Origin of the sequence: Pseudomonas oleovorans subsp. oleovorans, assembly GCF_002197815.1 — a bacterium.
Classification (GTDB): Bacteria; Pseudomonadota; Gammaproteobacteria; order Pseudomonadales; family Pseudomonadaceae; genus Aquipseudomonas; species Aquipseudomonas oleovorans.
On the sequence record NZ_NIUB01000006.1, the window covers coordinates 120,923 to 146,221 of the forward strand.

The 25,299-nt window shown below is 63.5% G+C and carries 22 protein-coding genes and 1 pseudogene; 20 read left to right on the top strand and 3 right to left on the bottom strand.

Going from position 1 to position 25,299, the window contains the following annotated elements; all coding sequences use genetic code 11:
* Positions 1 to 46: 46 nt before the first annotated feature.
* Positions 47 to 1,456 carry a threonine synthase gene (thrC, locus tag PSOLE_RS05315; protein WP_003462689.1) on the top strand — a complete coding sequence of 470 codons (1,410 nt, stop codon included), beginning with the start codon at positions 47 to 49 and terminating at the stop codon, positions 1,454 to 1,456.
* A gap of 46 nt (positions 1,457 to 1,502) precedes the next feature.
* Here the strand turns inward: thrC and PSOLE_RS05320 are convergent, their stop codons facing one another.
* A complete protein-coding gene (locus tag PSOLE_RS05320; protein ID WP_003462686.1) occupies positions 1,503 to 1,757 on the bottom strand; it encodes a hypothetical protein in 255 nt (84 codons plus the stop codon).
* A 369-nt stretch (positions 1,758 to 2,126) separates the two neighbouring features.
* On the opposite strand from PSOLE_RS05320, the gene PSOLE_RS05325 reads away from it, so the two are divergent.
* From PSOLE_RS05325 to PSOLE_RS05340, 4 genes are all read left to right on the top strand, one after another.
* On the top strand, positions 2,127 to 2,675 hold the full coding sequence (locus PSOLE_RS05325; RefSeq protein ID WP_039964876.1) for a rhomboid family intramembrane serine protease: 549 nt from the start codon (positions 2,127 to 2,129) through the stop codon (positions 2,673 to 2,675).
* Positions 2,676 to 2,929: 254 nt separating this feature from the next.
* Positions 2,930 to 3,469, top strand: a complete 540-nt coding sequence (locus PSOLE_RS05330; protein WP_074858014.1) for a YaeQ family protein — start codon at positions 2,930 to 2,932, stop codon at positions 3,467 to 3,469.
* 72 nt (positions 3,470 to 3,541) lie between these two features.
* Complete coding sequence (recJ, locus tag PSOLE_RS05335) at positions 3,542 to 5,251, top strand: single-stranded-DNA-specific exonuclease RecJ (RefSeq protein WP_074858011.1); 1,710 nt, start codon at positions 3,542 to 3,544, stop codon at positions 5,249 to 5,251.
* 165 nt (positions 5,252 to 5,416) lie between these two features.
* Entirely contained in the window at positions 5,417 to 6,142 is a 726-nt protein-coding gene (locus tag PSOLE_RS05340) for a tellurite resistance TerB family protein (RefSeq protein WP_074858009.1), read from the top strand.
* A gap of 14 nt (positions 6,143 to 6,156) precedes the next feature.
* Here the strand turns inward: PSOLE_RS05340 and PSOLE_RS05345 are convergent, their stop codons facing one another.
* Positions 6,157 to 7,929, bottom strand: coding sequence for a SulP family inorganic anion transporter (locus PSOLE_RS05345; protein ID WP_074858007.1), 1,773 nt, complete (start codon positions 7,927 to 7,929; stop codon positions 6,157 to 6,159).
* A gap of 179 nt (positions 7,930 to 8,108) precedes the next feature.
* Here PSOLE_RS05345 and PSOLE_RS05350 point away from each other — a divergent pair, with 179 nt between their 5' ends.
* The 11 genes from PSOLE_RS05350 to PSOLE_RS05395 all read left to right on the top strand — a co-directional run bounded on the left by PSOLE_RS05350 (position 8,109) and on the right by PSOLE_RS05395 (position 18,715).
* Positions 8,109 to 9,755 (top strand): GMC family oxidoreductase, encoded by a 1,647-nt coding sequence (locus tag PSOLE_RS05350; RefSeq protein ID WP_074858005.1) that lies wholly within the window; start codon positions 8,109 to 8,111, stop codon positions 9,753 to 9,755.
* 146 nt (positions 9,756 to 9,901) lie between these two features.
* Positions 9,902 to 10,462, top strand: coding sequence for an autotransporter outer membrane beta-barrel domain-containing protein (locus PSOLE_RS24915; protein ID WP_003462666.1), 561 nt, complete (start codon positions 9,902 to 9,904; stop codon positions 10,460 to 10,462).
* Complete coding sequence (locus tag PSOLE_RS24920; RefSeq protein WP_169713310.1) at positions 10,414 to 10,836, top strand: autotransporter outer membrane beta-barrel domain-containing protein; 423 nt, start codon at positions 10,414 to 10,416, stop codon at positions 10,834 to 10,836. The genes PSOLE_RS24915 and PSOLE_RS24920 overlap by 49 nt, the downstream gene beginning before the upstream one ends.
* Positions 10,837 to 11,014: 178 nt before the next feature.
* A protein-coding gene (gene prfB, locus PSOLE_RS05360) for a peptide chain release factor 2 (protein WP_115288493.1) occupies positions 11,015 to 12,110 on the top strand; the annotation gives its coding sequence in 2 pieces (ribosomal slippage) (positions 11,015 to 11,086 and positions 11,088 to 12,110; 1,095 coding nt in all).
* Positions 12,111 to 12,225: 115 nt separating this feature from the next.
* Positions 12,226 to 13,728, top strand: coding sequence for a lysine--tRNA ligase (lysS, locus tag PSOLE_RS05365; RefSeq protein WP_039964873.1), 1,503 nt, complete (start codon positions 12,226 to 12,228; stop codon positions 13,726 to 13,728).
* Between the two features lie 333 nt (positions 13,729 to 14,061).
* The gene (locus tag PSOLE_RS05370) at positions 14,062 to 14,775 is read left to right on the top strand and encodes a TetR/AcrR family transcriptional regulator (protein WP_074858003.1); all 714 of its coding nucleotides are present in this window, start codon (positions 14,062 to 14,064) and stop codon (positions 14,773 to 14,775) included.
* Between the two features lie 43 nt (positions 14,776 to 14,818).
* On the top strand, positions 14,819 to 15,379 hold the full coding sequence (locus PSOLE_RS05375; RefSeq protein ID WP_003462652.1) for a hypothetical protein: 561 nt from the start codon (positions 14,819 to 14,821) through the stop codon (positions 15,377 to 15,379).
* Positions 15,380 to 15,387: 8 nt separating this feature from the next.
* A complete protein-coding gene (locus tag PSOLE_RS05380; RefSeq protein ID WP_074858000.1) occupies positions 15,388 to 16,677 on the top strand; it encodes a flavohemoglobin expression-modulating QEGLA motif protein in 1,290 nt (429 codons plus the stop codon).
* A gap of 88 nt (positions 16,678 to 16,765) precedes the next feature.
* On the top strand, positions 16,766 to 17,512 hold the full coding sequence (locus PSOLE_RS05385) for a TIGR00266 family protein (RefSeq protein ID WP_039964872.1): 747 nt from the start codon (positions 16,766 to 16,768) through the stop codon (positions 17,510 to 17,512).
* Positions 17,463 to 18,395 (top strand): alpha/beta hydrolase, encoded by a 933-nt coding sequence (locus PSOLE_RS05390; protein WP_241197995.1) that lies wholly within the window; start codon positions 17,463 to 17,465, stop codon positions 18,393 to 18,395. The genes PSOLE_RS05385 and PSOLE_RS05390 overlap by 50 nt, the downstream gene beginning before the upstream one ends.
* Entirely contained in the window at positions 18,392 to 18,715 is a 324-nt protein-coding gene (locus PSOLE_RS05395; RefSeq protein WP_003462641.1) for a hypothetical protein, read from the top strand. The genes PSOLE_RS05390 and PSOLE_RS05395 overlap by 4 nt, the downstream gene beginning before the upstream one ends.
* 770 nt (positions 18,716 to 19,485) lie before the next feature.
* Here the strand turns inward: PSOLE_RS05395 and PSOLE_RS24570 are convergent.
* A pseudogene (locus PSOLE_RS24570) lies at positions 19,486 to 19,629 on the bottom strand (pilin assembly protein); the annotation flags it as partial.
* Between the two features lie 82 nt (positions 19,630 to 19,711).
* Between PSOLE_RS24570 and ppc the strand changes: the two are divergent.
* The 4 genes from ppc to tsaB all read left to right on the top strand — a co-directional run bounded on the left by ppc (position 19,712) and on the right by tsaB (position 25,220).
* Entirely contained in the window at positions 19,712 to 22,348 is a 2,637-nt protein-coding gene (gene ppc / locus PSOLE_RS05410) for a phosphoenolpyruvate carboxylase (protein ID WP_074857997.1), read from the top strand.
* A gap of 222 nt (positions 22,349 to 22,570) precedes the next feature.
* Positions 22,571 to 23,218 (top strand): adenylate kinase, encoded by a 648-nt coding sequence (gene adk, locus PSOLE_RS05415; RefSeq protein WP_003462636.1) that lies wholly within the window; start codon positions 22,571 to 22,573, stop codon positions 23,216 to 23,218.
* Between the two features lie 179 nt (positions 23,219 to 23,397).
* Positions 23,398 to 24,159: a 5'-nucleotidase, lipoprotein e(P4) family gene (locus tag PSOLE_RS05420; protein ID WP_003462634.1), complete on the top strand. Its 762-nt coding sequence runs from the start codon at positions 23,398 to 23,400 to the stop codon at positions 24,157 to 24,159.
* Positions 24,160 to 24,536: 377 nt separating this feature from the next.
* Positions 24,537 to 25,220 (top strand): tRNA (adenosine(37)-N6)-threonylcarbamoyltransferase complex dimerization subunit type 1 TsaB, encoded by a 684-nt coding sequence (gene tsaB / locus PSOLE_RS05425; protein ID WP_074857994.1) that lies wholly within the window; start codon positions 24,537 to 24,539, stop codon positions 25,218 to 25,220.
* Positions 25,221 to 25,299: the final 79 nt, after the last annotated feature.

The following is a 25,299-nucleotide window of genomic DNA, read 5'->3' on the forward strand; positions in this document are numbered from 1 at the left end:
CCCGCAGGCGCAGGCCTGCGGGTGCAGTCGAACGAAGGTTTATCCCATGCGCTATATCAGTACCCGCGGCCAGGCGCCGGCCCTGAATTTCGAAGACGTGCTGCTGGCTGGCCTAGCCAGTGATGGCGGCCTCTACGTGCCGGAGAATCTGCCGCGCTTCACCGTCGAGGAGATCGCTTCCTGGGCCGGCCTGCCGTACCACGAGCTGGCCTTCCGGGTGATGCGCCCGTTCGTTGCCGGCTCCATCGCTGATGCCGACTTCAAAAAGATTCTCGAAGAGACCTACGGTGTGTTCGAGCACAACGCCGTGGCGCCGCTGCGGCAGCTCAATGGCAATGAGTGGGTGCTGGAGCTGTTCCACGGCCCGACCCTGGCGTTCAAGGACTTTGCCCTGCAACTGCTCGGCCGCCTGCTCGACCACGTACTGGCCAAGCGCGGCGAGCGCGTGGTGATCATGGGCGCCACCAGTGGCGATACCGGCTCGGCCGCCATCGAAGGCTGCAAGGCCTGCGACAACGTCGACATCTTCATCATGCACCCGCACAACCGCGTGTCCGAAGTGCAGCGCCGGCAGATGACCACCATCCTCGGCGAGAACATCCACAACATCGCCATCGAAGGCAACTTCGATGACTGCCAGGAGATGGTCAAGGCCAGCTTCGCCGACCAGGGCTTCCTCAAGGGCACGCGCCTGGTGGCGGTCAACTCGATCAACTGGGCGCGGATCATGGCCCAGATCGTCTACTACTTCCACGCTGCGCTGCAGCTCGGCGCGCCGGCGCGATCCATCGCCTTCTCGGTGCCGACCGGCAACTTCGGCGATATCTTTGCTGGTTACCTGGCGCGCAACATGGGCCTGCCGGTCAGCCAGCTGATCGTCGCCACCAACCGCAACGACATCCTGCACCGCTTCATGAGCGGCAATCAGTATGTAAAAGAAACCCTGCACGCGACCTTGTCGCCGTCGATGGACATCATGGTCTCGTCCAACTTCGAGCGCCTGCTGTTCGACCTGCATGGGCGTAATGGTGCGGCTATCGTCGGCTTGATGGATACTTTCAAGCAAGGTGGTGGCTTCAGTGTCGAGGAAGATCGCTGGAGCGAGGCGCGCAAGCTGTTCGATTCGCTGGCGGTGAATGACGAGCAGACCTGCGAGACCATCACTGAGGTGTACAGGGAGTGTGGCGAGCTGCTCGATCCGCACACCGCCATCGGTGTGCGCGCCGCGCGTGAGTGCCGCCGCAGTCTGGCGACGCCCATGGTGGTGCTGGGTACCGCGCATCCGGTCAAATTCCCCGAGGCGGTGGAAAAGGCCGGTATCGACGCCGTGCCGGCGCTGCCGGCGCACCTGGCCGATCTGTTCCAGCGCGAGGAGCGCTGCACCGTACTGGCCAATGACCTGAAGACCGTGCAGCAGTTCGTTGCCGCGCATGGTAATCGCGGCAAGCCGCTCTGAGGCTGTCGCTTCGATAAAACCGGCGCCCTCGTGGCGCCGGTTTCGTTTACAGGGCGAAGATCAGGCCGGCTAGCGCCATCAGAATGATCAAAATCAGCCAGATCAGCGCATTGAGGCGGCTGGCGCGTACCACGGCAGCGCCACGCATACGTATGGGCGGGTTGTCTTCCAGGTATCGGTCGACGCGGCGCTCGGCTTCCTTCTGGTCGTTGGCCAGGTTTTCGCTGAGCAGGTCGATGGCGGCCTGGCGTTGATTGGCATGCAGCAGTTGGCGTACGGCCGGGGGGAGTTCGTCAATCATGCGGCCGATCCTCTTGATCAGGTGAGCGTCAGTCAGTCCGTGCTGGTGGCGACTGTTGGTCGGCACCTGATGTCGTCACAGTGGCAAGCTGGCAGTCATGGAGATGCTGCAGTTACCTTTAATAAGCCCTCGTAGTCGAGATATTGGCAAGGCGCCAGTTGACCATCGCCACTGCATGTCTGCGCTGCCGGTATCGAACGGTGCTTGCAGCGCTTGCGCAGGGCACGCAAGAATTGCCGGAGAGGGCAATAGCCTCCTGTCGCGAATAAGGGTTATGCAAACGAATACCGATATTGGCTGGCGTAGTTGTGGCGTTACATGGGAGGTATCCATCTCGATCCTTTGCATGACGGCAGGCGGCGTAGCATCGTGAGGCGAGGCTGGCTGGTCGAGTTGCGTCCGCTGCTGTTGATCAGTGGCGCGCTGCTGCTGGTGCAACTGGTCAATGCTTCGCTCGGTGGCGCCTTGAACGTCTGGGGGCTGGTGCCCCGGCATATCGAGGCGCTGCCTGGCATTCTCCTCGCGCCCTGGCTGCACGGCAGTTGGGCGCATTTGCTGAGTAACCTCAGTGGACTACTGGTGCTCGGTAGCCTGGTGTTGTTGCGTTCGCGTAGAGACTTCTATTTGTCCAGCGCCTTCATCATTGTCGGTAGCGGTGTGTTGGTCTGGTTGTTCGGACGCACTGGTCTGCACGTTGGAGCCAGTGGCTGGCTTTTTGGCTTCTGGGGATTGCTGTTGGCGCGAGCCTGGTTCGAACGCAGCCTGCTCGACCTGTTGCTGGCTGTGCTGGTTTTTTGCCTTTATGGCGGCTGGTTTTTCGGTCTGTTGCCGCGTGCCGATGTCTCCTTTGAGTACCACCTGGCGGGTGCGTTTTGTGGCGTGTTATATGCCGCGCTGAGTCGCCGACAATATCGTTGAATGGACTGCAGCCGGCTCGGTGAGTAACTGGTGTGATTGCCTGGTTGGCCTGTGCCGAAGTAGCGATGCGCGCGACGGGGCAGGTGGTGTGAGGGTGGGGCGGGTTATGGCCTGAGCTCTTGCAGATAGAGCATCCTGTCGTGCCGGGCATCAGGGCGGCTCAAGTGGCTGACGATGCGCTTGTGTCCGGTCGGGCGGCGGAAGAGGTTTCGCGGTAGACTTGGCGACTTTCCCGACCAGCCAAGAAGCCCGCCATGGCCCTGCCATCGACCACGTACAAGATCGAACTGAACCTCACCGACATGGATCGCAGCGTCTATGAAAACCTGCGTTTCACCGTCGCGCGTCACCCGTCCGAAACCGAAGAGCGCCTGGCCGCGCGGTTGATCGCCTATGCGCTGTTCTATCACGAGCAACTGGCGTTCGGCCGCGGTCTGTCGGATGTCGACGAGCCGGCGCTGTGGGAAAAGAGCCTGGATGATCGCGTGCTGCACTGGATCGAAGTGGGGCAGCCGGATAGCGAGCGCATTACCTGGTGCTCGCGGCGTACCGAAAAATTCAGCCTGGTGGCCTACGGTAACCTGCGCGTGTGGCAAACCAAGTGCCTCGATCCCGTACGCAGCCTGAAGAATATCAACGTGGTCGCCCTGGGCCAGGAAGCATTGGCCGACCTGGCGCTGGACATGCCACGTTCGCTGAATTGGAGCGTGATGATCAGCGATGGTGAGTTGTTCGTCACCGACGAGCGTGGTCAGCACGAAATCCCCATTGAGTGGCTCGCTGGTCAGCGTTGAAATCATAGGGCGGGTGCAACCCGCCGGATCACTGTGGCGGGTTGCACCCGCCCTACAAGAAAAAGACCCAAGATGCGTATCGAAGCCCGTCCCTTACCCGCACAACTGCCTGACCTGGGCAATCTGCCGCCTTTGCTGACCCGTCTCTACGCCGCCCGCGGCGTGCAGTCTGCCGAGGAGCTGGACAAGGGCCTTGCACGGTTGATCCCGTACCAGCAGCTCAAGGGCATCGATGCGGCGGTGGAGCTGTTGGTGCAGGCGCTTGAACAGCGTCAGCGTATCCTGATCGTCGGCGACTTCGACGCCGACGGCGCCACCGCCAGCTCGGTCGGCGTGCTTGGCCTGCGTCTGCTTGGCGCGGCGCATGTGGATTATCTGGTGCCGAACCGCTTCGAGTACGGCTATGGCCTGACTCCGGAGATCGTTGCCGTGGCGCTGGAGCGCCAACCCGATCTGTTGCTGACCGTCGACAACGGCATCTCCAGCGTCGACGGCGTGGCTGCCGCCAAGGCGGCCGGGCTGACGGTGCTGGTCACCGACCACCACCTGCCTGGGCCGGAGCTGCCGGCGGCCGATGCCATCGTCAACCCCAATCAGCCGGGTTGCGAGTTTCCGAGCAAGGCCATGGCTGGTGTCGGCGTGATGTTCTATGTGCTGTTGGCGCTGCGCGCGCGGCTGCGCGAGATCGGCTGGTTTGCCAGTCGGCAGGAGCCGAATCTAGGCGAGCTGCTCGACCTGGTGGCGCTGGGCAGTGTCGCCGATGTGGTGCCGCTGGATGCCAACAACCGCATCCTGGTGCACCAGGGCCTGGCGCGTATTCGTGCCGGCCGGGCAAGGCCGGGCCTGCGGGCGATTCTCGAAGTAGCCGGGCGCGACCATCGCCGTATCACTTCCACCGATCTCGGTTTCATCCTCGGCCCACGGCTGAATGCGGCCGGGCGCCTGGACGACATGAGCCTCGGTATCGAATGCCTGCTCTGCGACGACGAGGCCCTGGCTCGCGACATGGCGGTGCAACTCGACCAGCTCAACCAGGACCGCAAGGCCATCGAACAGGGCATGCAGCGCGAGGCGCTGGCCCAGCTCAAGGACCTGTCACTGGACGACATGCCATTCGGCTTGTGCCTGTTCGAGCCGGACTGGCACCAGGGCGTGATCGGCATCCTCGCTTCGCGCCTGAAGGAGCGCTATCACCGCCCGGCCATCGCCTTCGCCGATGCCGGCGACGGCATGCTCAAGGGCTCGGCGCGTTCGGTGCCGGGGCTGCATATCCGCGATGCGCTGGACGCCGTGGCGGCGCGTCATCCGGGGCTGATCAGCAAGTTCGGCGGGCATGCCATGGCTGCCGGGATGTCGCTGCCGCAGGAGAATTTCGGCGCGTTCGCCGTCGCCTTCGACGCCGAGGTACGGCGCCAGTTGTGCGAGGACGACTTGACTGGCCGCCTGCTCTCCGATGGCCAGCTCGATGCCACCGAGTTCCACCTGGAACTGGCCCGCGCTCTGCGCAATGCCGGCCCCTGGGGCCAGCACTTTCCCGAGCCGCTATTTCATGGCGTGTTCCAGATCGTCAATCAGCGCATCGTCGGTGAGCGTCACCTGAAACTGGTGCTCAAGACCGAGTGCGGCAGCGTGCAACTCGACGGCATCGCCTTCAACATCGATCGCGAGGTCTGGCCCAACCCGACGCTACGCTGGGTCGAAGTGGCGTACAAGCTCGACCTCAACGAGTTTCGTGGCAATGAAACCGTGCAACTGATGGTGGCGCATATCGCTCCGCGTTGATTGCGGCTGCAATGAAATTCGGCGTTACCAATATGCCCGGCTGGTTGGGGCGAACTCTGTTAGAAATTCACGTCCGTTCAACCGCTGTCGGTTGAAGAGCCACGGGATTTCCCGGTGCTTTCCGGGGTCGGATGTTCCGGTGCCTACTTTTCAGGAGAGTTCGTGATGAACACCAGTAATCTGCTCGACCAACTGCTCAAGGCCGGCCAGCAGGCCATGCATAAACCTGCGGCGAAGAGCCCTCAGGGGCAGCAGGCAGGCGGTTTGGGTGGCCTGCTCTCTGGTGGAGGCCTGGGCAGCCTGCTCTCGGGTGCGGGGGGCGGCGCGCTGGCGGCCGGTGCGGTCGGCTTGCTGCTGGGCAACAAGAAAGCGCGCAAGATGGGCGGCAAGGCGCTGACCTATGGTGGTCTGGCCGCGCTCGGCGTGATGGCGTACAAGGCCTATGGCAACTGGCAGGCGCAGCAAGCCCAGCAGGGTGGTGCGCAGCCGGTCGAGCCGCAAACCCTGGATCGTTTGCCGGCGCCGCAAGTCGAGCAGCACAGCCGCGCCATTCTCAAGGCGCTGGTGGCGGCGGCCAAGGCCGATGGTCATGTCGATGAGCGTGAGCGTCAGTTGATCGAAGAGGAGTTGGGCAAGCTGGCGCAGGACGCCGAACTGCAGAGCTGGCTGCACACCGAGCTGAACAAGCCGCTGGATCCGGCCGACGTCGCGCGTGCTGCCAGCACGCCGGAAATGGCCGCAGAAATGTACCTGGCCAGTGTGCTGATGGTCGACGAAGAGCACTTCATGGAGCGCGCCTACCTCGAGGAGCTAGCGCGTCAACTGAAGCTGCCACTGGCGCTGAAGAGCGAGCTGGAAACCCAGGTGCGCTCGCTGTCGGCCGGTGTCTGAGTCGTCTTCTCATTTCAGTCCGCATGCCGGGCATGGCCCGGCATCGCCTCATCAGCATGATCGCTCAGGTAGGCTTCGACGGCCGCGCTAACCGTTGGTTGAAGGTGCCTTGGCTGATCGTCGTGCAGTAACCCGAAGCGCCGCAGCTTGTCCTTGAGCGGCCCCTTGACCTCCGCGAAATGCAGTTCGATGCCGGCTTCAGCCAGCATCCGTTCCAGGTCGCCGAGCATGTCGGCAGAGGTCACGTCGATGCTGGTAACCGGTTCGGCGGCGATCACCACGCGGCGCACTGGCGCCGGGGCTTTTTCCAGCGCTTGCAGCAAACATTGCTGGAAGAGCTCGGCATTGGCGAAGAACAGCGGCGCGTCCCAGCGAAACAGCAGCAGGCCGGGTATCTGCCGCGCATCGGGGTGTCGCTTGATGTCATGGAAACCGCGGATGCCCTCTACCTGGCCGAGAACGGTGTAGTACGGGCGCCAGCCATCCCAGAGAAATTCGAGCACCGCCAGCACCACGGCAATGCCGATGCCGGGGATCACGCCGAAGGTCACCACGCCGGCGAAGCAGGCCATCGACAGCCAGAACTCCCATTGCTGCACGCGGAAGATGCGCCGCAGGTCGGTGACCACGAACAGGCCGATGACAGCGGCAATCACCACCGCGGCCAGCGCACTGGTGGGCAGGTGCTGCATCAGGTCCGGGGCCAGCACCAGCAGCAGGGCGACGCTCAGGGCGCCGACGATACCGGCGACCTGGGTCATCGCGCCTGCAGCTTCAGCGACCGGCGTGCGTGAGGCGCTGCTACTGATGGGAAAACCCTGAAACAAACCACCGGCCAGGTTCGCCGCGCCAAGGGCGACCAGTTCCTGATTGGGGTCTACTGGGCGTCCGGTACGTGCTGCATAGGTACGCGACAGCACGCTGGTGTCGGCGAACGCGACCAGGGCAACGGCGATACCGCCCAGCACCACGCTGGCCAGATCGACGCCGCTGAGCCAGGGCAGGGTGAAGCTGGGCAGCCCCTGGGGCAGTTCGCCGAGCACCTGTACGCCCTGGCTATCGAGCTCGAACAGGGCCACCACCAGGGTTGCCAGGGTCACGGCGATGAGGATGCCGGGCAATTGCCGGAAGCGGCTCAGCAGCAGGATCAAGGCCAGTGTGCCGGCGCCGACGAGCAGGCTGTAGAGGTGGGCCTGGCCCTCGATCAGCGCGCTGGCGATGGCCCGGAGGTCGCTGAGCGGACCCTGGCTGTCGATGCTAAAGCCGAACAACTTGGGCGTCTGGCTGATCAGCACGCTCAGCGCAATACCGTTCATGTAGCCATAGCGGATGGGCTTGGACAGCAACTCGGTGATGAACCCCAGGCGCAGCAGTCCGGCTATCAGGCAGGTGAGGCCGGCCACCACGGCCATCATGCTGGCCAGGGTCACCGCGCGCATCGGGTCGCCGCCTGAGAGCGGCAGCACCACAGCGAGAATCAGTGCTGCCAAGGCTGAATCCGGGCCGAGCACGAGAATACGGCTGGGGCCGAACAGGGCGTAGGCCAGCAGCGGCACGATGGTCGCGTACAGGCCATAGATGCCGGGCACGCCGGAAGCCTCGGCATAGGCAATGCCCACCGGCACCAGCATGGTGGTCAGCACCAGGCCGGCGGCAATGTCCTTCGGCAGCCAGGCCAGGCGATAGTCCCTGAGCGTTTGCAGCCCCGGAAGCCAGCGGAGCCAGCCGCGCTGTCGCGATAAGCGGGGAAGGGGCTTGTGTGGCGTGCTGGCTGGCGCTGGTGGCATAACGGGTGGGCTCTGGCAGGATTACGTGCAAGTAAAGCGCAGAGCGCAGGTGCTTCACCATAGCTGCCAGGCGATGAACGCGCATTCAGCATGCGCATCAGACCAAAAGACCATTCATCCCGGCCCCCGGCTTGTTTTAGGCTGAAGACCAACGACAAGAACGACACGCGAGGATGCCCATGTCGCAAGCGCTCCTGGATGCCTATGACTACCTGATCGTCGGTGCCGGTCCGGCCGGCTGTCTGTTGGCCAATCGGCTGTCTGCCGACCCTGGCGTCAGCGTGTTGCTGGTCGAGGCGGGTGGGCGTGACAACTACCCCTGGATCCACATTCCGGTCGGCTACCTCTACTGCATCGGCAATCCGCGTACCGACTGGTGCTACAGCACCGAGGCCGATCCCGGTCTGCATGGCCGTTCGTTAAAGTACCCGCGTGGCCGCGTGCTTGGCGGCAGCTCGTCGATCAACGGCATGATCTATATGCGTGGCCAGGCCGCGGACTATGATGGCTGGGCTGCGGCGGGTAATCCCGGTTGGGCCTGGCGTGATGTGTTGCCGCTGTTCAAACGCTCGGAGAATCATTTTGCTGGCACCAGCGAATGGCACGGTGGCGACGGCGAATGGCGGGTCGAGCGCCAGCGTTTGTCGTGGGAGATTCTCGAGGCCTTCCGTGAGGCAGCGGAGCAGAGTGGTATTGCCAGCGTCGATGATTTCAACGGTGGGGATAACGAAGGCTGCAGCTACTTTCAGGTCAACCAGAAGCGCGGTGTGCGCTGGAATGCCTCCAAGGCCTTTCTGCGCGATATTCGCCAGCGCCCCAATCTGCAGGTGCTGACCGGCGCCGAAGCCGAACGGCTGGAGCTGGAGGGCGGTCGCGCCCGTGCCCTGCATATGCGCAGCCAGGGGCGGGCGCTGCGGGTGGCGGCACGTCGCGAGATCATCCTGTGTGCCGGCGCCATCGGTTCACCGGTCTTGCTGCAGCGTTCCGGCATCGGCCCACGGCCGCTGCTCGAACGCCTGGGCATCGGCGTCAGGCACGAGCTGCCAGGTGTCGGTGAGAGCCTGCAGGATCACCTGCAACTGCGCCTGATCTATCGCGTCGAGGGCGTGAAGACGCTCAACCGCATTGCAGCCACCCCCTGGGGCAAGCTGGGCATGGGCCTGGAGTACCTGCTCAGGCGCAGCGGGCCGCTGTCCATGGCGCCCAGCCAGCTTGGTGCCTTCGCCAAGTCCGACCTCGGCCAGGCGCGCGCCAACCTGCAGTATCACGTGCAGCCATTGTCGCTGGAGCGCTTTGGCGAGCCCTTGCACGATTTTCCGGCCTTCACCGCATCGGTATGCAACCTGCGCCCGACCAGCCGCGGCAGCGTTCAGATTGCCTCCGTCGATGCCAGCGTAGCCCCGCTGATACGGCCAAACTACCTCAGTGACGAACGGGATCTACAGGTGGCGACCGATGCCATTCGCCTGACCCGGCGCATCGTCGCCGCGCCCGCCCTGGCCCGCTACCGGCCCGAGGAATACAAGCCGGGGCCGCAGTACCAGAGCGAGGAGGACCTGCAGCGTGCTGCGGGCGAGATCGGCACTACCATCTTCCACCCGGTCGGCACCTGCGCCATGGGCCAGGGCCGTGAAGCGGTGGTCGATGCGCGTCTGCGCGTACATGGTATCGCCGGTTTGCGTGTGGTCGACGCGTCGATCATGCCGAGCATTACCTCGGGCAATACCTGCTCGCCGGTACTGATGATCGCGGAAAAGGCCGCGCAGATGATCGCCGCCGATGCGCGAGCGGCGATAAGCGTGGTGCCGCAGTGCGAGCCTGGTTGAGGGGTGAGCGCGTGACCGCTCGACCGAGGTGCCTCGGTGGGTGTGGCTGACGGTGTGCTCTGCTAGGGTCTGTTGCCGTTTCGCGCACGGCTCGCCTCGAAACGGCAACAGACCCTAGCATTGGGCGTCGATGACTGGAGGCGAACATGGCTCTGCGTGTAGCGCTGCTCGGGTTGGGCTTGTTTCAGGTCGCCACGGGCGTAGTCGCTGGCGACCTGGCGTTGGACCAGCGCGCCCTGCTCCTGGAGGGCGATAGGTTGCCGCGTGAGGCAGCCCTGGATCGTCTGCAGCAGGTGCGCTTCGCTTTTCGCGAGGCGGCGCCTGAGGCCGGCGAGTGGCCACTGTGGTCGCGCACTTGCGGCATCCAGGGGCGCTGGGACGACGCCGGCCTCGAGCGCCGCGGCGAGGGGTTGCTGATGGGGATGGATCGTGCGCTGGGCGGACAGTGGATCGGTGGTGTGCTGGGTGGAGTGGCGCGTGCCCGGCTGGATCATGATCAGGGTCATGGCCGCACCGACAGTCGTTACCTGGGGGGCTACGCCGCGACTCGGGTATACAACCAGTTGGGGTTCGGCTCGGGTTGCTGCACGGCTGGCATGAGCTGGAACGGCGCGATAACGCGTGCAGTTGGCAGCTGTTTGGCGAAAGCAGTTACGCCATGGACTATCGCAATTTCACCTTGGAGCCATTTGCCGGCCTGGCGTTAGTGCATCTGGATGCCGACGCCCGGCGTTTCGACGGACAGCGCCTGGTGGCAGCGTACGAGCAGGCTGGCTACCTGACGCTTGGCTGGCGCCTGGCCGCGCCCTGGCACTGGCAACAGCGCAAGTGGGTAGGGCGTGCCAGTCTGACGCTGCGGCAGAACCTGGGCAGCGACCGCTTGCGCGACGAGGCGGTCGACGGCCAGGGCGTACTCCAGCAGATGCACAGTCGTGAGTTCGAGCGCAGCAGCCTGCGTCTTGACCTGAGTCTGGATCATGAGCTCAGCCGCAGTCTCTACCTGGGCCTGACCTATGCGGGCCATTACGCCGAAGACGCGCGCGACAACGCCTTGGCCGCACGCCTGAGCCTGAAGTTCTGAGTGCGCCCCGCCGGTCAGCCAGCGGGCTGCCAGGGGGCTGCGAGTCGGGTATACTCTCCGGCTTTTCAGAAACTTTGCGGTCACGGCTCTTGCCGTGCTCGGCCAGGGCAGCGCATTAGCCGCCCGGGCGAGCCGGATTGAGCCGTTTCGCGTCTTTTGCCCGAGAGTGCTGCCCACCATGGAAATCAATCCGATCCTCAACAGCATCAAGGACCTGTCCGAGCGAACCCAGTCAATTCGGGGGTATCTTTGACTACGATCACAAGCATGATCGCCTGGTCGAAGTAAACCGCGAGCTGGAAGACGCCAGCGTCTGGAACAAGCCCGAGTACGCCCAAACCCTGGGCCGTGAGCGCGCCATGCTGGCGCAGATCGTCGAAACCATCGACGACCTCACCGGCAGCCTGGCCGATTCCAAAGATCTGCTGGAAATGGCTGCCGAAGAAAACGACGAAGGCGCCGTGAACGATATCGCCGCCGAAGTCGAGCGCCTGCGCGAAATCCTCGAGAAGCTGGAATTCCGCCGCATGTTCAGCGGCGAGATGGACCCGAACAACTGCTACCTGGATATCCAGGCCGGTTCCGGCGGCACCGAGGCCCAGGACTGGGCCAACATCCTGCTGCGCATGTACCTGCGCTGGGCCGACAAGCGCGGCTTTGACGCCACCATCATCGAACTGTCCGAGGGTGAAGTCGCCGGTATCAAGGGTGCCACCGTGCACATCAAGGGCGAATATGCCTTCGGCTGGCTGCGCACCGAGAGCGGCGTGCACCGCCTGGTGCGCAAGAGCCCGTTCGACTCCGGCGCGCGTCGCCACACCTCGTTCTCGGCGGTGTTCGTCTCGCCCGAGATCGACGACAAGGTCGAGATCGAGATCAACCCGGCCGACCTGCGCATCGACACCTACCGCTCCTCCGGCGCCGGTGGCCAGCACGTCAACACCACCGACTCGGCGGTGCGCATCACCCACGTGCCGACCAATACCGTGGTCGCGTGTCAGAACGAACGCTCCCAGCACGCCAACAAGGATACGGCGATGAAGATGCTGCGGGCCAAGCTCTACGAGCTGGAGATGCAAAAGCGCAACGCGGCTTCGCAGGCGCTGGAAGACAGCAAGTCCGATATCGGCTGGGGTCATCAGATCCGCTCCTACGTGCTCGATGACTCGCGCATCAAGGACCTGCGTACCGGCGTCGAGCGTAGCGACTGCCAGAAAGTCCTCGATGGCGACCTCGACGGCTACCTCGAGGCCAGCCTCAAGCAGGGCCTGTAAGCCTTACCCTGTAGGGGCCAGCTTGCTGGCGATCACGCTCTCGAAGCGCATCGCCAGCAAGCTGGCTCCTACCAAACCCCCATTTGCATATACACGCCAGGCAGATAAAACGACCATGAGCGACCAACAACTCGACCACAACGAGCTGCAACAGGAAGAAAACAAGCTGATTGCCCAGCGCAAAGAGAAGCTTGCTGCCGTCCGTGAGCAGGGCAATGCCTTCCCCAACGATTTCCGCCGTGACAGCCTGTGCGCCGACCTGCAGAAACAGTACGCGGAGAAGACCAAGGAAGAGCTGGAAGCGGCCGCCATCCCGGTCAAGGTCGCCGGGCGCATCATGCTCAACCGTGGCGCCTTCATGGTTATCCAGGACACCTCCGGGCGCCTGCAGGTCTACGTCAACCGCAAGACCCTGCCAGCCGAGCAGCTGGAAGCGGTCAAGCACTTCGACCTGGGCGACATCATCGCCGCCGAGGGCACCCTGGCCCGCTCGGGCAAGGGCGACCTGTACGTCGACATGCAGAACGTGCGCCTGCTGACCAAGTCGCTGCGCCCGCTGCCGGACAAGCACCATGGCCTGACCGACACCGAGCAGCGCTACCGCCAGCGCTACGTCGACCTGATCGTCAATGAGGAAGTGCGCCACACCTTCCGCGTACGTTCGCAGGTGATCGCGCACATCCGTCGTTTCCTCAACGAGCGCGGTTTCCTCGAAGTGGAAACCCCGATGCTGCAGACCATCCCCGGCGGCGCTGCGGCCAAGCCTTTCGAGACCCATCACAATGCGCTGGATATGCAGATGTTCCTGCGTATCGCCCCGGAGCTGTACCTCAAGCGTCTGGTGGTCGGTGGCTTCGAGAAAGTCTTCGAGATCAACCGCAACTTCCGTAACGAAGGCGTCTCGACCCGGCACAACCCCGAGTTCACCATGCTCGAGTTCTACCAGGCCTATGCCGACTACCGCGACAACATGGACCTCACCGAAGAGCTGTTCCGCGAGCTGGCCCTGGCCGTGCTGGGCAGTACCGACGTGCCCTATGGCGACAAGGTATTCCACTTCGGCGAGCCGTTCGTGCGCCTGTCGGTGTACGACTCCATCCTCAAGTACAACCCGGACATCACCGAGGCAGATCTCAACGACGTCGAGAAGGCCCGCGCCATTGCCAAGAAGGCCGGCGCCAAGGTGCTCGGCCACGAAGGCCTGGGCAAGCTGCAGGTGATGATTTTCGAAGAGCTGGTGGAGAGTAAGCTGGAGCAGCCGCACTTCATCACCGAGTATCCGTTCGAAGTGTCGCCACTGGCGCGTCGCAACGACGACAATCCCAATGTCACCGACCGCTTCGAGCTGTTCATCGGTGGCCGCGAGATCGCCAACGCCTACTCCGAGCTCAATGACGCCGAAGACCAGGCCGAGCGTTTCCTCGCCCAGGTGGCCGAGAAGGACGCCGGTGATGACGAAGCCATGCACTATGACGCCGACTTCATCCGCGCCCTGGAGTACGGCATGCCGCCGACGGCTGGTGAAGGCATCGGTATCGACCGCCTGGTGATGCTGCTGACCAACTCACCGTCGATCCGCGACGTCATCCTGTTCCCGCATATGCGTCCGCAGGCTTGATGCCAGACAGAAAGCCGCCTTCGGGCTAATGCCAGTCAGTTAAGCCGTTGCACTCGATTTTTGTAGGAGCCGGCTTGCCGGCGATCCGCCATAAAAAGCATCGCCAGCAAGCTGGCTCCTACGAAAAGCGCCCCCTCTACTGCAAGTAGGAGGGGGTGGTGACGAACTTATCTGATCAGCATTAGCCTTCGGGCGGCTTTTTGCTACTTGTCGTTATGCATTTCGCGGCGATTTCGCTGGGTGCCTGGCCTGTAAGCGAAACGGAGCCTTTTGCTTGCCTGTCCAAGCCATTACTCTCCCTGTCATAACTAGAACGTAGAGGGTCGACCCACCGTGAGCTCCGTGCCCGCGCCCCCGAATGCCACCCGGGCAGCCAATGCCGTCGCCGAAAGCGTCCAGTACCAGGGCCGCAAGGCCAGTCGTCAGGGCAGCGAGCAGCGCCGTCAGGCGATTCTCGATGCCGCCATGCGCATCATCGTGCGCGATGGCGTGCGCGCCGTGCGCCATCGCGCTGTGGCGGCCGAGGCGCAGGTACCCTTGTCGGCCACGACCTACTATTTCAAGGACATCGATGACCTGATCACCGATACCTTCGCCCAGTTCGTCGAGCGCAGCGCTGCGCAGATGGCGGCATTCTGGGCCGGTACCCAGGGTGTGCTGGAGGAGATGGTCGGGCGCCTGGATGGCAGCGAGCAGGCGCGTCGGCAATTGGCTGACGAAATCGCCGCTCTGGCGGTGCAGTACGTGCAGCGCCAATTGCGTGAGCGTCGTGATCACCTGATCGCCGAGCAGGCATTCCAGCAGGAAGTCTTGCTCAATCCGCGACTGCGCGAGCTGGTGCGAGCTCACCGGCAGATCCTGCAGCAGGGGGTCACCCACTTCTTCGAGGTGCTGGGCTCGCGCCAGCCTGAACAGGACGCCGTGCTGTTGACGGCCGCCATCGTGCGGATGGAGTATCAGGGCCTGCTAGACGGTGTAGAGCACCTGGACAGCCAAGGAATGCTGGCCATCCTTAAACGCTACATGAATCTGGTTCTGGGGTTGTAAACCGTCGATCATCGGGTCGAACGGTCTTCACAAGGAGAGCGTAATGAAAGCCTGGCGCGCATTGGTCGCCCTGTCCTTCCTGCTGTTGAGTGGTTGCCTGGTTACCTTCAAGGACCCGATTCCGGCCAACGAGGCTGCCCCGATACCTCTGCTGGGCGAATGGACCCGGCAGGACGAGTGGGGCGACCAGCTATTTCTGGAAATCACCCGTGCCGGCTCCAATCTCTACCAGGCGCGCATTTACGAGGGCAGCGCGGACAACCTCGGCAGCCTCGAGGAGTTCGGTTTCACCGTCGCTCATCATGGCCGCCGCTGGTACCTCTCGGCGGGCCTGCCGAAGAGCCTGGGGGCCAATTTCGCCATTGCCGGTTTCGAGTTGACCAAGGACAACGAGCTGGTGCTGTACAACCTCGACACCGACCGCATTCTCCAGGATATGGAAAAGGGCCTGCTGCAAGGGCAGGCCGTTTCCATGCCCGAAGCGGACGGCGCACTGATCACCAGCCCGCTGGACAAGGTATTCGCCTATCTCGATGACCCGGCCAATGCCGACCTGTTCGTCGAGGTGGCGCGTTACCAGCGGGTGGCCGAAGTGGCCGAATAGGAATCGTAATGAACAGCCTGCAAAAACTGGATGACTACCAACTCTGTATTCGCGCTCTCAGCGACCGTATTGTCGAGGCGCAGACCCCGATCCGTGTACTGGATGCGGTGAAATGGGATGACGGTATCCGTGAGGCGTTTCTCCAGGCCAAGGGCAAGCAGTTGCCAGCGGTGGATCGCGACTACTACCTAAGTCGGCCGCTGGCCTTCGATGCCGCCGCGAAGAAACTGGAATTCCAGAACATCGAGCGTGATATCACCCGTCAGCTCGGCCAGTTCAACCCGGTCGGGCAGATCATGCGGCGCATGTGCAAGGAATACCGCATGGTCATCCGCATGCTCGAGGCACGCGGCACCGAGGACTTCGGCCTGATCAGTCAGGAGCTGTATGGCGCTGCCTCCGACGCCTTTCATGCCGGTGATCCGACCCTGGCCGACCTTGGCCTGATGCTCTCGGACTACCTCAACAACATCGCTGCGCGTGGCGACCTTGAAGACGAGGCCAAGACCCTCGGTGCCAGTGATGCGGTGAACATCCTGCAGCAGCGTCTGGCTGGCGTATTTGGCGACGAAACCATTCGTGTGTTCGAGTCCGACGGTATTCTCGCCGATGCCGCGGCTGGCGCCGACTACATCAAGATCCGCAGCGATGCGCGTTTCAACGAGCGCGACGTCAAGGCGCTGGAAGTGCATGAAGGCCTGGTGCATGTCGGCACCACGCTCAACGGCCTCAACCAGCCGATCTGCACCTTCCTGGCCAAGGGCCCGCCCTCATCGACGGTGACCCAGGAAGGTCTGGCCATTCTCATGGAAGTGATCGCCTTCGCCTCCTACCCGACCCGCCTGCGCAAGCTGACCAACCGCACCCGCGCCATCCACATGGCCGAGGAGGGCGCGGATTTTCTCGAGGTGTTCGAGTTCTTCCGTGGCCAGGGCTACGGCCTGGATGGCGGCTACAGCAACGCCAGCCGGGTATTCCGCGGCTCGCTGCCGACGGGCCTGCCGTTCACCAAGGACCTGTCGTACCTCAAGGGCTTCATCCTGATCTACAACTACATCCAGCTGGCGGTGCGCAAAGGCAAGCTGGAGCAGATCCCGCTGTTGTTCTGCGGCAAGACCACCCTGGAAGACATGCGCACCCTGCGCAAGCTGGTGGACGAAGGCCTGGTACTGCCGCCCAAGTACCTGCCTCCGCAGTTTCAGGACATGAACGCACTGTCGGCCTGGATGTGCTTCTCCAACTTCCTCAATCACCTGAGCCTGGATCGCATCGAAGCGGACTACGCCAATATTCTCTGATCGCAGCCCTGTAGGGTGCGCCGCGCGCACCGCTGGCGCAGCGCATCGTCAGGTTTACAACGTCGTGGCCCACCCCAGAGACCTGCAAGTGTCCAGCCATCAACTTGAATATGAAATCCTCGGTGCTTCCGCCCAGTCGGTGGAAATCATCCTCGACCCCGGCGAGACGGTGATCGCCGAAGCCGGGGCGATGAACTACATGACCGACGGCGTGCGCTTCGAGACGCGCATGGGCGACGGCTCGTCCAGTGGGCTGTTGGGCAAGCTGTGGAGCGCCGGCAAGCGCATGCTCACCGGCGAGTCGCTGTTCATGACCCACTTCAGCAATGCCGGCAAAAGTCAGGCACGAGTGGCCTTCGCCGCGCCTTATCCGGGCACCGTGGTGCCCATCGACCTGGCGAAGATCGGCGGGCGCTTGATCTGCCAGAAAGACGCCTTCCTCTGCGCCGCGCATGGCACCAGCATCGGCATCAGCTTCGCCAAACGCCTGGGCGCCGGCTTCTTCGGCGGCGAGGGTTTCATCCTGCAGAAGCTCGAAGGTGACGGCCTGGCCTTCGTGCATGCCGGTGGCACGGTGATCCGCAAGGAGCTGAACAACGAAACCCTGCGCCTGGATACCGGCTGCCTGGTGGCCTTCAGCAGTGGCATCGATTACGACATCGCTCTGGCCGGCGGCCTCAAGAGCATGCTGTTCGGCGGCGAAGGCATCTTGCTGACCACGCTCAAGGGTACCGGCACGGTGTGGATTCAGAGCCTGCCGTTCTCGCGCCTGGCCGAGCGCGTCTATGCGGCGACTGTTCAGGCGCGCGAAGAGGTGCGCGCCGGTGGCAAGTAGCCTACGGGCGCTGGTGTTGCTGCTGGCCAGCCTGTGGCTGGCCGGTTGCAGCGGCCTGCTGTTCTACCCGGAACCAGGGCTGCCGATTACCCCGGAGCGTGCCGGGCTGGAATACCGCGACATCGAACTGCGCGCCGCCGATGGCACGCGTCTGCATGCCTGGTGGTTGCCGGCCAAGGCTGGGGTGCAGGTCAAGGGCACGGTGCTGCATCTGCATGGCAATGGCGGCAACCTGGCCTGGCACCTGGGTGGCGTTCACTGGCTGCCGGAGCAGGGCTATCAGGTGCTGATGCTGGATTACCGGGGGTATGGCCTGTCCGCTGGCAAGCCGCGTTTGCCCGAGGTCTACCAGGATATCGACGCGGCCTTCGCCTGGCTCGATCAGGCGCCGCAGGTGCAGGGCGCGCCGCTTTTCCTGCTTGGGCAGAGCCTCGGTGGTGCGTTGGCCGTGCATTATCTGGCCGAGCATCCCGAGCGCCAATCGACCTTGCAGGCCATTGCACTGGACGGTGTGCCGGCCAGCTATCGCGACGTTGCCCAGCATGCGCTGAGCAAGTCCTGGTTGACCTGGCCGCTGCAGGTGCCGCTGTCCTGGCTGGTGCCTGACGGCGACAGCGCGATTCACAGCATCGATCGACTCGCAGGTGCGCCCTTGCTGATCTATCACAGTGTTGACGACGCGATCGTGCCGCTTTCCAATGGCCAGCGTTTGTATCAAGCTGCGCGCCCGCCACGCGCCTTTCAGGCGACCCGTGGCCCGCACGTGCAAACCTTTGCCGAGCCCGCCTGGCGTCAGTCGCTACTGGCGTTCTTCGTCGCGCCGCAGGCCTACGTCGAGCGCCTGGGACCGGCTACCGAATCCGCAACAGAGAGTCCGCAATGACCGAACGTAACCCCATTCCCCTGATCCTCACAGGTATCGCCAGCATCGTCGGCACCATCGGCGTGCTTTGGTACTACGGCTACGTGCATTTCGCCAAACCGGAAGATGCGCTGCTGCTGTCCGATTTCACCATGCTCAAGACCATTCCTGGTGAGGACTACAAGGTCTCGCTGAAACCGGCCAATCAAGTGGCGCAGTGCATCGATGGCGTGCTGGTATTGTTCGACATGCAGCAGAAGGGGCTGACCGGCGTGCTGGTGGACAACAAGAAGCAGGCGGTGCGCTGCATCGGCCAGGAAACCCCGGCCCTGGAGCAGTAAGGTCCGGCGCTAAAAAGAAGGTCCTTCGCATAGTTTGGGGAAAGTGCGGGTTGACACACCGGACTGGCAATTAGGTGTGGGCTTTCGATGACTTGGTACTCTCCATTCTCACGCCGCCTGGCCTGATGGGTTTCGCCCCTTACGGGGGCGAGTCACTTGATTCGCTGCGCTCACCCTTCGGGCCAGCCTGCGGCTGTTACTTCGCTGCGCTTCGTAGCTGCTTGCCCAAGAGAAAGTAACCAAAGAGAAGGGCACTCCGACATCCGAGCTAGACGCCCCCGCCCTGCTGCGCCGGGGTTCCCTCGCTCCATCACCACTCCGGGGGCACGACCGGATGCGGCCCACTGACGAAGGGCCATCCATGGCCCATCGCAGCTCTCGCGACATCCATGTCGCTCAACCCCTTACGTGGCGATTCCACTCGGCCTCCTGAGGGGAATTGGACGTCGCCTGTACCATCGCAGTTGAAGAGCAAAGGCAAAGGCCAGACGCCGCCAATTCCAATTCCGCAAAGATTACGTAAGCTCGCGACCTGGCCCCTTCAGGAGGCCGAGTGAAGGTGTTGCGTAGGGGGAGCGAGCCGCATGGATGCACCCAGTGCCAGGGCAGCCAGTTTGATCCCGTGCAGGCGGCTGCGCGGGGCTTTCTCGGTATGGGGCTTCATGGCGGCTAACTTCATTTGAAACACTCCTATGAACGACGTTATCCGTGGCAATTGGCCCATCGTGATGCTCGTCTACCAAGGGGCTTGGCGATATTGGCGTGTCACGATGGCTTGTCTCTTTGCCCAGGTCACTCAGTTCACGCAGGTATTTGCGCGACAGCGCCAGAAAGCGCGGTGTGGGCCCTATGTCCTCTTACAGCGGGTCGCCTTGCTCGTCCAGCGCCACGACCTTGCTGCCGCGCACGTAGGGCTGCCTGGGTACGCGTCGCACCCTTGTAAGAAGTTGGCGCGCTGGGCACTCTGTTGACACCAGACAGGAGAAGGAGTGCGACATGGCGGAAATCGATGCGCGCCTGCGTGAAGAGGTGCACCTGCTCGGCGAGCTGCTCGGGCACACCATCAGCACCCAGTTGGGCGACGAGTTTCTCGACAAGATCGAACGCATACGCAAGTCGGCCAAGGCCGGTCGTCGTGGCTCTGCCGCGGGTGCCGAGCAGTTGACCAGCACCCTGGGGGACCTGGGTGACGACGAACTGCTGCCGGTGGCGCGGGCCTTCAATCAGTTTCTCAACCTGGCCAACATCGCCGAGCAGCAGCACCGTGTGCGCCGTCGCCGTGCCGGTGAGCCCGAGCCATTCGAGTTGCGCGTGCTCGACGAGCTGCTCGAGCGCCTGCTCGCTGCCGGGCAGGGCAGCGATGATCTGGCGCGGCAACTGGGGCGTCTGGACATCGAACTGGTGCTGACCGCGCACCCCACCGAAGTGGCGCGGCGTACGCTGATCCAGAAATACGATGCCATCGCCGCGCAACTGACGGCGCTGGATCACAGCGACCTGTCGCCGAGTGAACGTGAGCGCATCGTCGAACGTTTGCAGCGGCTGATCGCCGAGGCTTGGCACACCGAGGAAATTCGTCGTAGCCGGCCCAGCCCGGTGGACGAAGCCAAGTGGGGTTTCGCTGTCATCGAGCATTCGCTATGGCAGGCCGTGCCGCAGTTCCTGCGCCGTGCCGATCAGAGCCTGCAGGCCGCTACCGGCCTGCGTCTGCCGCTGGAGGCTGCGCCGATTCGCTTCGCCTCGTGGATGGGCGGTGACCGTGACGGCAACCCCAATGTCACCGCGCGCGTGACCCGTGAGGTGTTGCTGCTGGCGCGCTGGATGGCCGCTGATCTCTACCTGCGCGACGTGGACAATCTGGCCGCGGAACTGTCCATGCAGCAGGCCAGTGACGAACTGCGCGCGCAGGTGGGCGACAGTGCCGAACCGTACCGTGCCTTGCTCAAGCAGCTGCGCGAGCGCCTGCGCGAAACGCGTAGCTGGGCGCAGCAGGCCCTCACTGCCGATGTGGCGCCGAGTACTGCAGTGCTGTGCGACAACCATGAGCTGCTGGCGCCGCTGCAGCTCTGCTACCAGTCGCTGCATGCCTGCGGCATGGGTGTGATTGCCGATGGTCCGTTGCTCGATTGCCTGCGCCGGGCAGCCACCTTCGGTCTATTTCTGGTACGCCTCGATGTTCGTCAGGATTCCTCCCGGCACGCTGCGGCGATGTCGGAAATCACCGATTATCTCGGCCTCGGTCGCTACGTCGAATGGGATGAGGAGGCGCGCCTCAGTTTTCTCCAGCGCGAGCTGGATAACCGCCGGCCACTGCTGCCGAACGACTATCGTCCTTCGGCCGATACTGCCGAGGTACTCGCCACCTGCCGCGAGGTGGCTGCCGCTCCCGCCGCATCGCTGGGCTCCTACGTGATCTCCATGGCCGGTGCTGCCTCCGACGTGCTGGCCGTGCAACTGCTGCTGAAAGAGGCCGGGTTGCGCCGGCCGATGCGGGTGGTGCCACTTTTCGAAACCCTGGCCGATTTGGACCACGCCGGGCCGGTTATCGACCGGCTACTGGGGTTGCCCGGCTATCGCGCGCGGCTGCATGGCCCTCAGGAAGTGATGATCGGTTATTCCGATTCGGCCAAGGACGCCGGTACAACCGCCGCAGCCTGGGCGCAGTACCGCGCCCAGGAGGAACTGGTGCGCCTGTGTCGCGAGCACCAGGTCGAACTGCTGTTGTTCCACGGTCGCGGTGGCACCGTCGGCCGTGGCGGTGGCCCTGCTCACGCAGCCATTCTGTCGCAACCCCCGGGCTCGGTGGCGGGCCGTTTCCGCACCACCGAGCAGGGGGAAATGATCCGCTTCAAGTTCGGCCTGCCGGATATCGCCGTGCAGAACCTCAACCTCTATCTGGCCGCGGTGCTGGAAGCCACGCTGCTGCCGCCACCGGTACCGGAGCCAAGCTGGCGGGCGATGATGGACCGCCTTGCCGATGTCGGCGTGAAGGCCTATCGCGGCGTGGTGCGCGAGCATCCGCAGTTCGTCGAATACTTCCGCCAGGCCACGCCGGAGCAGGAGCTCGGCCGTTTGCCGCTGGGCAGCCGCCCGGCCAAGCGGCGCGAAGGCGGTGTGGAGAGCCTGCGGGCGATCCCGTGGATCTTCGCCTGGACGCAGACGCGACTGATGCTGCCGGCCTGGCTCGGCTGGGAGCAGGCCCTGGGACAAGCCCTGCAAGGCGGTGATGCTGACCTGCTGAAAAGCATGCGCGAACAATGGCCGTTCTTTCGCACCCGCATCGACATGCTGGAAATGGTCCTGACCAAAGCGGATGCCAATATCGCCGCCCTGTATGACGAGCGTCTGGTCGAGCCGGCCCTGCAGCCGCTGGGGGCGCAGTTACGCGACCTATTGTCGCAGGCGTGCGCTGCCGTGCTGGAATTGACCGGGCAGTCGCGCCTGCTCGCGCACAATCCGGAAACCCTGGAATCGATCAGCGTACGCAACACCTACCTCGACCCGCTGCACCTGCTGCAGGTCGAGCTGCTGGCGCGCTGCCGGCAACGTCAACAGGCGCCCGAGAGCCCTCTGGAGCAGGCGTTGCTGGTCAGCGTGGCAGGTATCGCTGCAGGTTTGCGCAACACCGGTTGAAGGACGGCAGGTGCTGGCCGTCATATGCCTGGCCAGCGTCATGTGCCTGATTCAGGCCGCCAGGAGGAGGGTTTTATCCGACTTTTGGCGGCTTGTGCGCCTGGGGTGCGCTGTGTATCTTGAGCAGCCTTTTGGCCGCTACGGCAGCCGCACTACATTCAAGAGATTGGCCCCACGAGGCGAGTCCGACCGATTACTACATAACTCTTGAGGAGCACATCGATGCGCGTGATTCTGCTGGGGGCGCCCGGTGCCGGCAAAGGTACCCAGGCTCGCTACATCACCGAGAAATTCGGCATTCCGCAAATCTCCACTGGCGACATGTTGCGTGCTGCGGTCAAGGCTGGCACCGAGCTCGGCCTGAAGGCCAAGAGCGTTATGGACGCAGGCGGTCTGGTCTCCGACGACCTGATCATCAATCTGGTCAAGGAGCGTATCGCTCAGGCCGATTGTGCCAATGGCTTTTTGTTCGACGGTTTCCCGCGCACCATTCCGCAAGCCGAAGCGCTGCGCGAGGCCGGCGTAGCGCTGGATCACGTGGTTGAAATCGCCGTTGAGGACGAGGAAATCGTCAAGCGTCTGTCCGGCCGCCGTGTCCACCCGGCTTCCGGCCGCGTCTACCACATCGAGTACAACCCGCCGAAGGTTGCCGGCAAGGACGACATCAGCGGTGAAGAGCTGGTTCAGCGCGAAGACGACAAGGAAGAAACCGTGCGTCATCGCCTGTCCGTCTACCACTCGCAGACCAAGCCGTTGGTGGACTTCTACAAGAAGCTCTCCGCCGAGACCGGTACGCCGAAATACAGCCATATCCCGGGTGTCGGCAGCGTCGAAGAAATCACCGCGAAGACCCTGGCAGCCCTTGGCTGAGTCCAGCTCGCCCAGCGTTATCGCAACAAGGCCCCGCAAGGGGCCTTGTTCGTTATGGAGCCTGACACGTTCAGGTCGTTCTCAAGCATGGCCGCGCAATGTGTGCCGGCTAGTATCGACGATGTAGCCTCCGGTCTGCGCCGGGGCGTGTCGATAACCTATAGGGAAGAGGGCATTCAATGACCGAGAGACGCATCTGGCTGGGCCTTGCGGTATCGCTGCTGGCCACTCCGCTGGCATTTGCCGACACCGCGACGGATTGTTCCGTCGCCGAGTTCACCATGGGCCTGCGCTTTCAGCAGCAGTCCGCGGAAATCCAGGCGCTGCAGTTGCAGGCCTACAACATCGCCACGGAGAAGCTCGACAAGGCTGTGGCGGCGGCGAAGGATCCCTCGAAGCTGGCCATCGTCACCGACCTCGATGAAACCGTGATCGACAACAGCGCGCTGCTGGCCCGCGATCTGGCCAACTGTCATCAGTACGATGCCTGGGACACCTGGCTGCCCTGGGAACGTGACGGTACGCCGGAGCTGATCCCTGGCGCGAAGAAGTTTCTCGAGCATGCCGACAAGCTCGGCGTGACCATCCGCTACGTCTCCGATCGTGCCGACGAGCAGAAGAAATACACCCTGGCCACCCTGAGCAAACTAGGCCTGCCGCAGGTATCGGAAGAGAGCGTGCTGCTGCTCGGGCCGCCCAAGGTCGAGCGTCGCGCCATCGTCAGTGCCGATCACCAGATCATCATGCTGCTGGGCGATACGCTGCATGACTTCGATGCGCGTTTCCGCAAAACGCCGCTCGACGCACAGCGCAAGACCGTTGCCGAAGAGTCGGACAAGTGGGGTGTGGAGTGGATCGTGTTCCCCAATGCCGGATATGGCACCTGGTCCAAGGCGCCGCTCAAAGGCTGGGAGGCCGAGCCGGTAGTCGAGCCCTGGTAAGAGCCTGTTCAAAGTCTGCTGCGCGTCGGCCCTGCCGCGTTTAAAACAGGCTCGGAAAGCCGCTTGCGGCTAACGCGCTTTAGCGCGGCCCGAAGGGCGAACGAAGTGAGTAATGCTCATGTACAAAAGTACAGTCGCCTGCGACTCCGACCGTTCCTCGCCTGTTTGATTCGCTGGCGCTCACCCTTCGGGCCAGCCTTCGGCTGTTACTCCCGCTGGTCGTTGTGCCTTGCATTGCTCTAGCTCGCGAGACTTTGAGCAGGCTCTAAGGGTGCCCATCGGTCGCTCGGCGCAAGTCGGGCGCCGTCATGGTGCTGGAAAAAAATGCGTCGAGCCGGTCTAATGCCGGCTCTTTTTTCTTCAGCTGTCCGAATGCAATGACCACTCTCCTGGCCCTCGATACCGCCACCGAAGCCTGCTCCGTCGCACTGCTGCATGATGGTCGCGTGCTCAGCCACTACGAAGTCGCCCCGCGCATGCATGCGCAGCGCCTGTTGCCGATGATTCAGCAACTGCTGGGCGAGGCGGGTATCGCCGCATCGGCGCTGGATGCCATCGCCTTCGGTCGTGGCCCGGGTGCGTTCACCGGTGTGCGCATCGCCATCGGCGTGGTGCAGGGGCTGGCCTTTGCCCTGGATCGTCCCGTGCTGCCGGTATCCAATCTGGCCGTGTTGGCCCAGCGTGCGCTGCGTGAGCAGGGCGCGACTCAGGTCGCAGCCGCCATCGACGCGCGGATGGACGAAGTCTATTGGGGCTGCTACCGCGTCGAAGCCGGCGAGATGCGTCTGCTCGGTCAGGAGGCGGTGTTGCCGCCGGAGCATGCCGAGGCGCCGCGTGGCAGCGATGGTGAGTGGTTCGGCGCCGGCACCGGTTGGGGTACCTTCGCCGCGCGTATCGCCCTCACACCTGTGAGCATGGATGGCAGCATGCTGCCGCACGCCGAAGACCTGCTGACTCTGGCCCGTTTTGCCTGGGCCCGTGGCGAGGCGGTACCGGCCGATCAGGCGCAGCCGGTGTACCTGCGTGACCAGGTCGCCACGCCGAAAGCACCGCCGGCATGACAACTGGTCGGATGCTTGGCGTCAGGATTCCTTCGGCATTTGCCAAGGACGCAGCCCGCCGCTACATTGCCAGCACTGT